Annotated in this window: 11 protein-coding genes; 5 read left to right on the top strand and 6 right to left on the bottom strand. The window is 61.4% G+C overall.

Features of this window, described 5'->3' with window-relative positions:
• The first annotated feature begins 21 nt into the window (after positions 1–21).
• The gene (locus N7422_RS07965) at positions 22–1,335 is read left to right on the top strand and encodes a hemolysin family protein (protein ID WP_279806043.1); all 1,314 of its coding nucleotides are present in this window, start codon (positions 22–24) and stop codon (positions 1,333–1,335) included.
• Here N7422_RS07965 and N7422_RS07960 read toward each other — a convergent pair.
• The 3 genes from N7422_RS07960 to galB are packed head-to-tail and all read right to left on the bottom strand — an operon-like array spanning position 1,330 to position 3,847.
• The gene (locus N7422_RS07960; protein WP_279806042.1) at positions 1,330–2,397 is read right to left on the bottom strand and encodes a 4-oxalomesaconate tautomerase; all 1,068 of its coding nucleotides are present in this window, start codon (positions 2,395–2,397) and stop codon (positions 1,330–1,332) included. The two genes, N7422_RS07965 and N7422_RS07960, sit on opposite strands and share 6 nt — an antisense overlap.
• Positions 2,398–2,399: 2 nt before the next feature.
• Positions 2,400–3,116 (bottom strand): 4-carboxy-4-hydroxy-2-oxoadipate aldolase/oxaloacetate decarboxylase, encoded by a 717-nt coding sequence (locus tag N7422_RS07955; RefSeq protein ID WP_279806041.1) that lies wholly within the window; start codon positions 3,114–3,116, stop codon positions 2,400–2,402.
• Positions 3,113–3,847, bottom strand: a complete 735-nt coding sequence (galB, locus tag N7422_RS07950; protein ID WP_279806039.1) for a 4-oxalmesaconate hydratase — start codon at positions 3,845–3,847, stop codon at positions 3,113–3,115. The genes N7422_RS07955 and galB overlap by 4 nt, the downstream gene beginning before the upstream one ends.
• Positions 3,848–4,005: 158 nt before the next feature.
• Between galB and N7422_RS07945 the strand changes: the two genes are divergently transcribed.
• Positions 4,006–5,211 carry a LysR family transcriptional regulator gene (locus N7422_RS07945; protein ID WP_279806038.1) on the top strand — a complete coding sequence of 402 codons (1,206 nt, stop codon included), beginning with the start codon at positions 4,006–4,008 and terminating at the stop codon, positions 5,209–5,211.
• 6 nt (positions 5,212–5,217) lie between these two features.
• Here the strand turns inward: N7422_RS07945 and N7422_RS07940 are convergent, their stop codons facing one another.
• The 3 genes from N7422_RS07940 to N7422_RS07930 form a co-directional block, all read right to left on the bottom strand.
• Positions 5,218–6,465, bottom strand: a complete 1,248-nt coding sequence (locus N7422_RS07940) for an OprD family porin (protein ID WP_279806036.1) — start codon at positions 6,463–6,465, stop codon at positions 5,218–5,220.
• A 112-nt stretch (positions 6,466–6,577) separates the two neighbouring features.
• On the bottom strand, positions 6,578–7,840 hold the full coding sequence (locus N7422_RS07935; RefSeq protein WP_279806035.1) for a gallate dioxygenase: 1,263 nt from the start codon (positions 7,838–7,840) through the stop codon (positions 6,578–6,580).
• Positions 7,841–7,861: 21 nt separating this feature from the next.
• The gene (locus N7422_RS07930) at positions 7,862–9,211 is read right to left on the bottom strand and encodes an aromatic acid/H+ symport family MFS transporter (RefSeq protein ID WP_279806033.1); all 1,350 of its coding nucleotides are present in this window, start codon (positions 9,209–9,211) and stop codon (positions 7,862–7,864) included.
• Positions 9,212–9,511: 300 nt separating this feature from the next.
• Here N7422_RS07930 and N7422_RS07925 point away from each other — a divergent pair, with 300 nt between their 5' ends.
• The 3 genes from N7422_RS07925 to N7422_RS07915 all read left to right on the top strand — a co-directional run bounded on the left by N7422_RS07925 (position 9,512) and on the right by N7422_RS07915 (position 12,449).
• Positions 9,512–10,021, top strand: a complete 510-nt coding sequence (locus N7422_RS07925) for a ProQ/FinO family protein (protein WP_279806070.1) — start codon at positions 9,512–9,514, stop codon at positions 10,019–10,021.
• A gap of 490 nt (positions 10,022–10,511) precedes the next feature.
• Positions 10,512–11,501 (top strand): MBL fold metallo-hydrolase, encoded by a 990-nt coding sequence (locus tag N7422_RS07920; RefSeq protein WP_279806032.1) that lies wholly within the window; start codon positions 10,512–10,514, stop codon positions 11,499–11,501.
• Between the two features lie 393 nt (positions 11,502–11,894).
• On the top strand, positions 11,895–12,449 hold the full coding sequence (locus tag N7422_RS07915) for a hypothetical protein (protein ID WP_279806031.1): 555 nt from the start codon (positions 11,895–11,897) through the stop codon (positions 12,447–12,449).
• Position 12,450: the final 1 nt, after the last annotated feature.

The following is a 12,450-nucleotide window of genomic DNA, read 5'->3' as shown; positions in this document are numbered from 1 at the left end:
CGCGAATCCTCGAGGTGGTCAATGGAAATCATGATCCTCATCAGTCTTATCGTGCTGAACGGTATCTTCGCCATGACGGAAATCGCACTGGTCACGGCACGTAAAGCACGCCTCATGAAACTTGCCGCCGATGGGGATGGCGCGGCGTCCGTTGCCCTGAAGTTGAGTGAAGATCCGACCCATTTCCTCTCGACCATTCAGATCGGTATCACCTCCATTGGCATTCTGAGCGGCATTGTCGGCGAGGCGGTACTGGCTGAACCTCTTGCACAGTGGTTGCAGTCCTTCAATATGCCGGAAGGTGCCGCGAGCATCGGCGCGACGGGCGTTGTGGTGATTGTTGTCACCTACGTTTCGATCGTGGTCGGCGAACTGGTGCCCAAGCGTATCGGCCAGATAAATCCGGAGCCCATTGCGCGTCTTGTTGCGCGACCGATGCAGATACTGGCGCTCGCTGCGCGGCCATTCGTTCTGCTGCTGACCGTCTCAACGCATGCATTGCTTCGGCTGCTGGGTGTCAAACAGAACAGTCAGAGTGGCGTAACGGAAGAGGAAATCCACGCCATGCTCGAAGAAGGTTCAGAGTCTGGCGTCATTGAACAGCATCAACATGAAATGGTGCGCAATGTTTTTCGGCTGGATGATCGGCAACTGGGCTCGCTGATGATTCCACGATCTGACGTCGTCTATATCGATGTCCAGCGTCTGGCCGAAGAGAACCTGCAGACCCTGATCGAGTCCGAGCATTCGCGTTTCCCGGTCTGCGACGGAAAACTCGATAATCTGCTCGGTGTCATTCATGCCAAGCAAGCGCTGGCATGCGTTGCGAAAGGTCAGCTTCCAGACTACTCGGCGAACCTGCAACCGTGTGTGTATGTTCCGGAAACACTGACGGGCATGGAGTTGCTGGAGCAGTTTCGCGCCAGCAATATGCAAATGGCATTTGTCATCGATGAGTACGGAGAGATTGAAGGCCTCGTGACGCTGCAAGACGTCCTGGAGGCGGTGACAGGTGAGTTCATGCCTCATAACGCGGACGACGCCTGGGCAGTGCAGCGTGCCGATGGTTCATGGCTGCTGGATGGCGCCATTCCAATTCCCGAGATGAAAGATCGCCTTGCGCTCAAGAGCGTGCCGGAGGAAGACAAGGGCCGGTATCACACGATAAGCGGGATGATGATGCTGTTGCTGGTGCGTGTGCCGTCAACAGGTGACAGCGTGGACTGGTGCGGGTGGCGCCTGGAGATCGTCGACATGGACGGCAAGCGAATTGACAAGGTGCTTGCAACCCCCATCGGGCATGAGCAAGCAAGCGAAGAAGTTGGCCGCTCATGACATCGCGGCAATGCACACATGCCCGTCGAACAGCAGGCGCGCAGTGCGAACCAGGCCACACCCCACGATCTGCCCGGCGCGCATGCGCACTTCGACCGAAAACTCGCCGCTGGGATGTTCCACCGACAACCGTTGCTGATCACCCGACCCGGTCATGGCCAGGCCTTGTGTCACCGAGCCTTCGATGAGGCAGGCAGTGGCTGCGCTTACCGCAGCGAACACGCCAATCGAGGCATGGCAGCGGTGCGGTATGAACGAGCGCGTGCTGATCGTGCCGCCCTGGCACGGCGCCGACACCAGGCACATCTTCGGCACGTTGCGCTGGTTGACGTAGCCCAGGTTCATGCGCGGCCCCATCTGCAGCCGAATCGACTCCAGCCGTGCCTTGAGCGCATCATCGGCATCCAGCGTCTCGGGGCTTTCCTGGCCTGTCAGGCCAAGATCTTCGGCGCGCAGCAGGATCACTGGCATGCCATTGTCGATGCAGGTGACCTCTAGCCCGTCGACCCGGTCTCGGCTGTTGCCGGTTGGCAGCAATGCCCCGCAACTGGAGCCGGCAATGTCGGCGAAGCTCACCACCAGTGGCGCGCCAGTTCCTGGCACGCCGTCGATGCGCGTGTCGCCGGCATACTCTACCTGACCGTTGGGCGTGGGCACCTGGGCAACGGCGAGCTGACCGGTGTTTTCCATGAAGATGCGTACCGGCGTGACCGCGCCCGTCGCGGCCAGCAATCCTCGTTCGAGGGCGAACGGCCCGACGCCGGCCAGGATGTTGCCGCAGTTCTGCCCGTAGTCGACGCGCGCTTCATCCACCACGACCTGGGCGAACAGGTAATCGACATCGGCATCCGCACGTCGCGACGGGCGTACGATAGCCACCTTGCTGGTCAGCGAGTCGCCACCGCCGATGCCGTCGATCTGGCGTTTGTCCGGCGAGCCCATCACCGCCAGCAGCACGCGATCGCGCTGTGCGGTGTCATCGGGCAGGTCGTCGCGCAGGAAGTAGGCGCCTTTCGAGGTGCCGCCACGCATGAGCAGGCAGGGGATGCGGGTCTGGCTCATGTTCACTGCTCCAGGTCGGTGAGATGGTCGACATAAAGCAGTCCCTTGGCGGCCAGGCGCGGGCGCATCTCGTAGATGTCCAGGCCCAGTTCACCGGCAGCCAGGCGCAGGCGTTTGCGTTCTTCCAGGTCGGCGCGCTGGGTAGCCGCTTGCAGGACGCTTGCCGCTTCGGCATGACGCACGACCACCACGCCATCATCGTCGGCGACGATGATGTCACCGGCATTGATCAGTTGCCCGGCGCACAGCAGCGGCAGATTGACCGAGCCCAGCACTTCCTTGACCGTGCCTTGCGCATTGATGGCCCGCGACCAGACGGCAAAGCCCATCTCGCGCAGGGTCTGGCTGTCGCGCACGCCGGCGTCGATCACCAGGGCGCGCACACCGCGGGCCTGCAGCGAGGTGGCCAAGAGGTCGCCGAAGTAGCCGTCGCAGCACGGCGAGCTGGGCGCGACGACCAACAGGTCCCCCGGACGGCACTGCTCGACGGCGACATGGAACATCCAGTTGTCGCCCGGCGCCACCAGCACCGTCACTGCATTGCCGGCCTGGGCGACGCCTTGCTGGAGCGCGCGCAGGCCATGGTCGAGCAAGCCTTTGCGACCCTGAGCCTCATGTACCGTCGCCACGCCCAGCCGGCCCAGAGCTTGGACCACCTCCTGCGGCGCTCGGGAAATGTTGCGCACCACGACACCGGTCTTGCCGATCAACGCGCTCATGCCAGGTTCTCCGTGACCCGTGGGAAGACGCTCTGCAGGCCTTCGGCGTAGACGATGCTGCGGGCACTGGTGATACCGACGTTGCGCTTGGCCTGCACGCCGCGCTGCAGGGCGACGCGGGTGTAGTACTCCCACAGATGCTCCTGGCCGGCCATGCACTGGATGGCCGCGTACTTCTTGTCCCACACCGGGGTGATGTCGAGGAAGGTATCCGGCCGCCATTCGCACTGCTCCGGCTGGTGCGGCTCGAACGCGTACACCGGCGGCGCACCGACGATCTGCTCACCCGGCCTGTAGCCTTCGGCCTGGGCGATGATGCGCGCTTCCTGGGCCAGGTTCATGGCCAGCGGGTGGTCGTAGTTGTAAGGGTCCTTGAGCGAGTGGCTGAGGACGAACTCAGGCTGCACCCGGCGGTACACGTCAGCCAGGCGCAACAGGGTTTCGCGATCGGCTCGCATCGGGTAGTCGCCGATATCGAAGAACTCGACGCTGGCCCCGAGGATCTCGGCGGCAGCCAGGGCTTCGTCGCGGCGTGCGGCCTTGACCTTGGCCTCGGTCATATCGCCTTTGCGCCACAGCTTGGCAGACTCGCCCCGCTCACCAAAGGACAGGCAGACCACGTGCACGGCGTAGCCCTGCGCAGCGTGGAGCGCGATGGCACCACCGGCGCGCCAGACGAAGTCGGCGGAATGGGCGCTGACCACCAGGGCGGATTTTTGTGCTGCGTTCATGGGGTTCGGCTCCTGCGAGGGGTGAACCGCAGGATGTCATCGGCGAGCTGCACGGACTAATGCGTTCGCCTGGTTCGGGTATGCGTTTTATTTATTGCTGGGTGGCAGCGGACAGGGCAAAGTCGCCACAATAGTGCGCCAACTGTCGGGAGTGCCCAATGAGCGAGCAGGAATTGCCCAACCTGATGCAAGTCCGTGCCTTCGTGCGTGTAGCCGAGGTAGGCAGCGTCTCGCGGGCTTCGGAGCTGTTGTTTCGGGCACAGTCGGTGATCACCCGGGCGATCGCCGACTTTGAGTCGCGCCTGGCTGCCCCATTATTCGAGCGCCACGCCAACGGTATGCGCCTGACTGATTACGGCGACTGCGTGCTACCCAGGGCGCGGCGGGTGCTGGCCGAGCTGGACAGCGTGCCGGGGGTACTGGGCGCCCCGGCCGTCGAGCCGCTGTACCTGTTTCAGGCGCGCCGGCTGGAAGTGTTCGTCAAACTCTGCGAAACCCGCCATATGCAGACCGTGGCCAGCCATTTTGGCCTCAGCCAGCCGGCGGTGAGTTCGGCCCTCAAGGTGCTCGAGGGCGGTTGCGGCCAGCCATTGTTCGAGCGCACCCCGCGCGGCCTGCAGCCAACGCCGGCCAGCCAGGAAATCCTGTTCCCGATCCGCCGCGCCCTGAACGAGTTGCGCCACATCGACAGTGACCTCAGCGCCATGCATGGCAGCCTGCAGGGCGTGGTGCATGTGGGGGCGCTGCCGCTGGGGCGCTCGCGTATCCTGCCCGAAGCGATCCTGCGTTTTACCGCAGCGCATCCCCTGGTGCAGGTGATCACCAACGAAAGCCCGTTCGACTTGCTGGCGACCGAGTTGCGGGTCGGTGATGTGGATTTCGTACTGGGCGCCCTGCGCTCGGCTGATTACGCCAGCGACCTGAGCGGGGAGGCGTTGATCACCGAGCAGATCGTGCTGCTGGCGCGGCGTGGCCATCCGTTGTTGCAGGGGCAGGGGCAGGGGCAGGGGCAGGGGACCCTCGCCGGTGTGCGCCAGGCGCGCTGGGTATTGCCACGCTCTGGCTCTCCGGCACGTCGCCAGCTGGATGCCTGTTTCGCCGCAGCCGGCCTGTCAGCCCCGCGACCGGTAGTCGAAAGCGCGGACCTGGCGATCATTCGTGGCCTGTTGCTGCATTCGGACATGCTGGCAGCGGTGTCCGAGCATCAACTGGCCCACGAGCTCGCCAGCGGCGAGCTGCAACGCTTGCCACTGACATTGCCCGGCACGGATCGGGCCATTGGCCTGACCTGCCGTAACGGCTGCCTGCACTCACCAGCCGCCGCCGCCCTGATGGCGTGCATCCGCCAGGTGATCGCCGAATAGGCTGCCTTACAACAGGTTGATCGGGTAGCTCACGATCAGCCGGTTCTCGTCGAAGCTATTGGTGCTGCCCCAGTTGCGGCGCTGGCTGGAGTTGTGCCATTTGATGTTCAGCGACTTTAGCGGGCCGGACTGGACCACGTACGCCAACTCGGTCTCGCGGCCCCATTCGGTACCATCCTGGGTACTGGCGTTATGCACGTTGTCGCCGTGGATATAGCGGTTCATCAGGGTCAGGCCGGGAATGCCGAGGACCACGAAATTGAAGTCATGACGCAGCTGCCAGGAACGTTCCCTGGCGCTATCGTAGCTGGAGCCGAACGCGTCGTTGGCCAGCGTGCTACCGTTGGCGCCATTGACCCGGAACCACTCATCCTCGCCCATGACCTTCTGCAACCCCAAGTAGACGGTATGGCCGCCGAGTCGTGCGGAAAACAACCCGGACGCGGTGCGGTTGTCCAGCTCGCCGGCATTGGCACTGCCGTCTTCCTTGCCCCAGAAGTAACCCAGGTTGGCGCTCAGCACCCAATCGCCGAGGGGTAGTTGGTGCTGGAGCTGCAAATAGCTTTGCTGATAGATGTCTTCCAGCCGCGCGTGCCACAGGCCGAGCAGGGTGTGCTGCTGGTTGAAACGGTACTCGCCACCGGCGAAGTCGAAACGGTCGGAAGTGAACGCCGGGCGGTTGAACAGGCTCATGTCCTGCATGCTGGCGTCGTTGCGCGGGCTGTTCTGGCGGAATTGGCCGCCATACAGGGTGAGGCCGGCCACTTCGTTGGACGTGAACTGGGCGCCCTGGAAAGTCTGTGGCAGCGAGCGCCCATCGTGGGAACGCAGGATGGGCAGGGTAGGTGACCATTCACCGACCTTCAGTTCGGTGCTGGAGACACGCACCTTGGCTGCGACCGCGGTGCGCCCGAAGTCATCCGCCGGGCGGCCGTCATCGTGAACCGGCAACAGCTGCGTGCCGGCGGTGCCTTTGCCGCCGTCGAGCTTGACGCTGTACAGCCCCAGCACGTCCACGCCGAAGCCGACGACGCCGGGGGTGAAACCAGACTTCAGGTCGAGGATGAAGCTCTGTGTCCATTCCGCGGCCTTACCCTGGTTGGCATTGCCCGTGTAGTTACGGTTCATGTAGAAGTTGCGCAGGGTCAGGTTGGCCTTGGTGTCTTCGACAAAGCCTTCTGCACCTGCCGACAAGGGCAGGCTGGCAGCCAGAGCGACCCCTGGGAGGAAGGGGTAGAGTTTGCGAGATGTCATTGTTGTTGTTTCTCTTTTTTGTTGGGCAAAGCGCTGCCTGCCAGCGGCCAGGGAGCGCTGGTGGGGTAGGGGGATCGTGTTGAATTACGGGGCCAGTGCGGCCCCGAAACGGTCAGCGGCTAGCTTTGCCTGCCACTGAGTAACGCACTTGCTGGTTGCGGGTTTTCATGAAGTCTTCGATGCTCTGGCCACGCATCGCGGCATAGATATCCAGGTTGGAGACGCCCAGTACCGCGCCGAGCTTTTCCAGCACGAAGAAGATCACGCCGTGATGGATCAGCCCGCGCCAGTCGCAGCGCCGCAGCAGGTCGCACTCTTGCTCGCTGAGCCCGGCTTCCTGGTACAACGCCTCGGGCTCGGCCAGAAAGCGCTGACGCCACTGCGGTTCGATCAAACGGTGCAGGAACTTGTTCAGGCGGTAGCCCCGGGCGCTGCGCTCGAGGGTGTAGGGATAGGTGCCTTCGAGCTGCTCGACCCCGGCCAGTTGATGCTGCATGTGCTGGCGATGGCGTTCATTGACCGGTGCCGGCAGCCCTTGGTCGAGGTTCTCCAGGAGCAGAGTCGCGATGCCGGTCATCGATGGCAGGTAGTAACTCTGGTGCTTGCGCTTGACGCTGGCCGACAGCGCACCGCGCATGATCAGCCAGGTGATCACCTCCGCGCCCTCCATGCCACCGATGGTGGCGTACTCCGCCAGGGTCATCTCGGTCAGCCGCTGCGGGTCATTGACCAGCAGTTCGATGAACTGGGCGTCCCACTGCGGATTGTTGAAGCCGCAGCGCTCGCCGTGCACCTGGTGCGAGACCCCGCCGGTGGCGACGACGGCTACCTTGAGGTCCTCGGGATAGCTCTCGATGGCCCGGCGCAGGGCCTGGCCCAGGTTGTAGCAGCGACGTGCCGTGGGGATCGGCAACTGCAGCACACCCACCTGCAACGGCACGATCTGTACTGGCCAACCCTCGTTGCAAGGCAGCAGCGCCGACATCGGCGAGAAGAAACCGTGGTCCAGCGGTTTGTCGCGGAAGAAACTCATGTCGAACTCGTCGGCCATCAGGCTCTGGCCGATGTGCCGGGACAGCGCCGCATGCCCGCCGACCGGTGGCAGGTCGCGGGGATTACCGCCTTCGTCGGCCACGCCGTACTGGTCGTCGACACCCAGGGTGAAGGCGCTGTAGTGATCGAAGAAGAACGAAGTGACGTGGTCGTTGAAGATGTAGAACAGCACATCCGGCTGGTTCGCCTGCAGCCATGCACGGATCGGTTCGAAGCTCTGGAAGATCGGCGCCCAAGCGGCTTCTTTCTGCTTGTCGTGATCGACGGCAAAGCCGATGGTCGGGGTGTGGGAGACGGCCAGGCCGCCAATGATGCGAGCCATGTAAAGGTCCTCTGATTCTGCTTATTGCGCGGCAACCGCCGGGTTGGCGCGACGCCGGGCGTGGCCGTTGGCCAGGATCGCCAAGGCGGCGACGAACGCCGGCAGGCCAAGGAAGGTGAACAGCAGTGGCAGGCCCAGGCCCAGGCTGAGCACGGCACCACCGATGAGCGAGCCGAAGATGGCGCCGAAGCGGCCGATGCCGAGCATCCAGCTTACGCCGGTGGCACGAAACTCAGTGGGGTAGTAGCCCGGGGCGAAGGCGTTCAGGCCGGTCTGCGCACCGCTCATGCAGAACCCGGCCAGGGTGACGCCGACGATCAGCAGGCTCGACTCCAGGCTCAGGGCGCCAAGGCCGACGATGCACATCCCGCCCAAGGCGTAGGCGACGGCGATGACGCGATTGGGGTTGCGCCGATCCATGATCCAGCCGACCAGAATGGCACCTACGGTACCGCCGATCTGGAACATGCCGGTGATGGTCGCGGCACGCTCGATGGACAGGCCGCCATCACGCAGCAGCGTCGGCAGCCAGCCCATGGTCAGATAGATCACCAGCAGGCCCATGAAGTAAGTGAGCCACAGTGCCAGTGTGCCGAGACGATAGGGCTGGCTGAACAATTGCCGGGCTGGCGCCTTGTGTTGCACGGCCGGTTCGCTGTTGATGAAGCGGGTACCTTCGGTGAAATGCCCGCCCAGCTTGCGCAGCACCGCCGCAATCTGCTCTGCAGGCGCCTTGCGAGCGGCGAGAAAACGCGGCGACTCGGGCAACCACCACCACAGCACCGGCACCAGAGCCAGCGGCAGGATGCCGCCTGCCAGCAGTACCGATTGCCAGCCGTATTGCGGGATCAGCCAGGCTGCCAGGAATCCGCCCAGCCCAGAGCCCATGTTGAAGCCGGTGAACATGATGGTGATCAGCAGCGAGCGACTACGCTCGGGCAGGAACTCGGCCAGGAGCGTCGTACAGTTCGGCATCGCGGCGCCCAGTGCGATGCCGGTCAACAGGCGCAGCACGGCAAGTTCGTAGGGGTTGCGGGCAAACGCACAGGCCAGGCTGAGCACGCTGAACCCGGTGACGGCGAGCAGCAGCACCTTCTTGCGACCCAGGCGGTCGGCATAGGGGCCTGCGGTCAGTGCGCCGACCGCAAGACCGATCATGCCCGCGCTCATGACCGGGCCGAAGGCTGTACGTGACAACCCCCAGTCCTGCATCAGCGACGGTGCGATGAAGCCCATGACGGCCACGTCGAATCCATCGAACAGGACAATCAGAAAGCACAGGGCCAGGATCGACCACTGGTAGGCTGCGAGAGGGCGATTATCGATCCAGTCTTTGACATCGACACTTGTGTCGACAGTAGGCTTGAGCATGCGTGTCACCTCTTGTTCTTGTAATGGTGAAATCCCTGGATTGCAGGACCTGCGGGGACACACCTTGCCGGGTCTCGGCGTGTGGCGACTGTAAGGCCGGGGCGATGCGGGCCGCCTCCGGGAAATCGTTAAGCGGTTATCGGTTTTGCTTATCGCATTGGGCCAGCGCGGCGCGGTAGCGCGGTGGCGTCGGGCGCGCGGCCACGAAAACAGCGGCGATTTGTCCTGTTTCAGCTGCTTCCACGGGCTGCATGGAATATCCTTGCCCCACGCAATCAACTTCTAGCAGTGAATTGAATGATGGGTTTTGAACAACTAGCTGAGTTACGTGACCGCCTGCGGGCTGAGAAAGAGCAGGCAAAGACCGGTGGCTCGACCCACCCCAAGCGAAAGCCTTCCCCACAGGCGAAGCCTCGTGAGCAAGACCCGGCGCTGGAAGCGATCTGGCCATTGCAGAAGCATTTTCCATTGGCCTTTCCTGTCAATCCGGCCCCCAAGGTTCCGCTCAAGGAGGGCATTTTCAAGGATGCCGAACAGCATCTGGAGCTGCTCGGCATAACCCGTGAACAGCTCAAACTGGGCATCTCGACCTGGTGCCGGGGAGCACGATACTGGGCAAGCATGGTGGAGAATGCGCCGCGCTTGGACTTGAGCGGTCAAGTAGCCGGCACTGTGACTGCCGCTCAGGCGTTACATGCTAAGCAGCAGGCATCGCGGCAACGCAGCCAAGACCGCCGAAAGCGTGCGAAGTCAAAAGAGCGCGTCTCTGCTCCCGTCGCCGATACGGCCGCGGAACAGACTCCGGACTGAATTCGGTCGCGCTCACTGACAAGGTACGTGAGTAACTGCTTGTCTTGTCCGCGCGCTCAATGGGCGCGCGGCTCAAGCGCTACACCGCAGCAGCAGGCTGAATATGCCTCACTGCATCAAGAAACTTGACGGCAAGCCCCCTGAGGCAGCCCTGATGCTGCGGCGAGTCGGCTCATTGACGTAAGGGTAGAACGGTAGTTTCCAGTCCGTATGCATAATGCTTAATCGGGCATGCTTTTTATTTATCCTATGCGCGAGAACAACTGAAAGCCCAGCCTGCCAGGCGATAACCAAAATCGCTGGCTGGTTAAGATATTTGCACTTTTTAATTCTCCAGCTCTAAGATTAGCTAAGTGCCACATGTCCTATTTGACAACACGCAAGTTGTTGAGCCGTGCGCGGACAGGACATGATGGGGATTGGCACCTGCCTATAATACGCAGTAAAGCCTGGAACTAAAAAATCAATATATCGCCTCGCGGAATATAAAATGAAAAACAAGATTTTTTCTTTGCTTGTAGCGTGCGCTATGCCTATGGCGACCAGCGTTGCAGCATTTGCGCAGACACCTGCAGGCCTGGAGCCAGAAGCGGCTGACATCGTCGTCACATTGCTCGGTACCGGCACGCCGACATTGAGCGCCAAGCGCTTTGGCTATTCAACCTTGGTGCAGGCCAACGGGCTGAATCTAGTCTTCGATGCAGGACGCGGCAATGCCATTCGGCTGTCCCAGTTAGACATCCCGTTAGGGCAGGTGAGTGCGACATTCATTTCCCATTTCCACTCTGATCATCTCAACGGCCTGCCTGACTTATGGGCCACAAGCTTATTGCCGAGCCCGCAGAACCGACGCATCACCCCATTTGAGTTATACGGCCCAGTCGGTATTGAAACGGTGGCCGCCGGAATGAAAGAGATGATGGCGCCAGACCTGAAAATCCGCCGGGCTGATAACGAAGTTGGCGCAACGGCTGAACAGATAAACACACACACCTTTTCAGGCCCGGGCGTGATATTCAACAAGAACGGCGTGAAGGTCATCGCCTTCGAGGTCAACCATGGCGAAGCGATCAAGCCGAGTTATGGGTTTCGTATTGAGTACAACGGTCGTGCGGTGACGCTGTCCTGCGACACCAAATATGACCAAAGGGTGATCGATAACGCCAAAGGCGTCGACCTGTTGGTACATGAGGTCGGTATCATTTCGTCTCACCACCTCGACGAGGCCTGGACCAAGCCGAACAGGGCTCACCATACCAGTCCTGAAGAAGCGGGAATGGTCTTTGCCAAGGCTAACCCCAAAGTAGCGGTATTCTCCCATATCTCACGTCCAGGCCCACAGGATGAAACCAATACCGACGCAGCGTTGAAGGCGCGCGCGCAGAAAGAATGGCCCAAAGGCCAGCTCTTGGTCGGGCAGGATCTGATGCGGTTTTACATCGGCGACGAGGTGAAAGTCGTGGATTGGGTAGAAGACTGACAGGGTATGGATTCATTGCCACTCACGCGACCCGCTAGCGAGCGGAGACTTGGAGGTTTGGGGAAACTGATTTCGCGGTTGGTTTCCCAGTAACAGAGGGCGTGACACGGCGACTTAAGGGTGGGTAAGGATTTCTGTGGAAAAGCGATCGGGGTTGGTGGAAACGGGCACGTGGGTGATTGTCTCCAAGCGTATCTAATTTAACATAATATACATTATGCGCACCTTCGTATGGAGCTGCCGGGGCGTGGGTTGGCCAGATTTGAAGCCAGGCCCTGGCCTCGATCACCTTGCTGCAGCTCGCACAGGCATCGCTTGGCGATGCTTTCTGCGCATGCTTGAATGCCGGCCTTCAGCAACGCTGTTGCTTTCACTCTACGCCGGAGAAATGGAATGTGGCTTTGTACAGACTGGGAAATTGACTGGGATGCAATCAGCGCTGTGGCGACTGCCGCTGCCGCAGTCATTGCTCTGTGCGTTTGGCTCTTCGACAAGCATCAACGGGGTCTTGAACGTAAGGCCAGTGCTAGGCTTCTTGCTCAGATTATGACGACACCAGTCGGAGCTGCACACGTCCAAATTTCCAAATTCAGGAGCGATCTTTTCCCAACCGGCAGCGATCCGCTGATTGGTGCTTTGCGTGAGGATAAAGAAGCTCGGCGTCGACTGGCCGAAAAGGCACCGGCGATTACGATCGACCTTCCTTCACAGTTCTTGGACAAAGCTGACTTCTTCAGCGAAGCCACAAGCAGCAGCCTGGCAAACGCCTTTTCCCAAGTAAATCGTTTGAAGCAATTCGTCGGTTTGCTTGGAGATCTAGCGGATAAAGAAACGCAGGAAGTGATTGACCTACATTTAATGACGGCTCTCAACCAGATCAAAGAGGCTGAAGAAGCTGCTAAAGCTGCATTTCAGGCGCTTCTTGCAGTTGGGCGAAGCAGTCGATAGC

It is taken from the genome of Pseudomonas sp. GD04091, from assembly GCF_029836165.1.
Taxonomy (GTDB): domain Bacteria; phylum Pseudomonadota; class Gammaproteobacteria; order Pseudomonadales; family Pseudomonadaceae; genus Aquipseudomonas.
Note: the sequence above shows the minus strand (reverse complement) of the source record. Positions and strands in the feature narration are given on the sequence as shown.

Coding starts and splice junctions, on each gene's coding strand:
- galB (WP_279806039.1), bottom strand. CDS start 3,847: ATGAACGCAGCACAAAAATCCGCCCTGGTGGTCAGCGCCCATTCCGCC.
- N7422_RS07920 (WP_279806032.1), top strand. CDS start 10,512: ATGAAAAACAAGATTTTTTCTTTGCTTGTAGCGTGCGCTATGCCTATG.
- N7422_RS07935 (WP_279806035.1), bottom strand. CDS start 7,840: ATGGCTCGCATCATTGGCGGCCTGGCCGTCTCCCACACCCCGACCATC.
- N7422_RS07915 (WP_279806031.1), top strand. CDS start 11,895: ATGTGGCTTTGTACAGACTGGGAAATTGACTGGGATGCAATCAGCGCT.
- N7422_RS07955 (WP_279806041.1), bottom strand. CDS start 3,116: ATGAGCGCGTTGATCGGCAAGACCGGTGTCGTGGTGCGCAACATTTCC.
- N7422_RS07925 (WP_279806070.1), top strand. CDS start 9,512: ATGGGTTTTGAACAACTAGCTGAGTTACGTGACCGCCTGCGGGCTGAG.
- N7422_RS07945 (WP_279806038.1), top strand. CDS start 4,006: ATGAGCGAGCAGGAATTGCCCAACCTGATGCAAGTCCGTGCCTTCGTG.
- N7422_RS07965 (WP_279806043.1), top strand. CDS start 22: ATGGAAATCATGATCCTCATCAGTCTTATCGTGCTGAACGGTATCTTC.
- N7422_RS07960 (WP_279806042.1), bottom strand. CDS start 2,397: ATGAGCCAGACCCGCATCCCCTGCCTGCTCATGCGTGGCGGCACCTCG.
- N7422_RS07940 (WP_279806036.1), bottom strand. CDS start 6,465: ATGACATCTCGCAAACTCTACCCCTTCCTCCCAGGGGTCGCTCTGGCT.
- N7422_RS07930 (WP_279806033.1), bottom strand. CDS start 9,211: ATGCTCAAGCCTACTGTCGACACAAGTGTCGATGTCAAAGACTGGATC.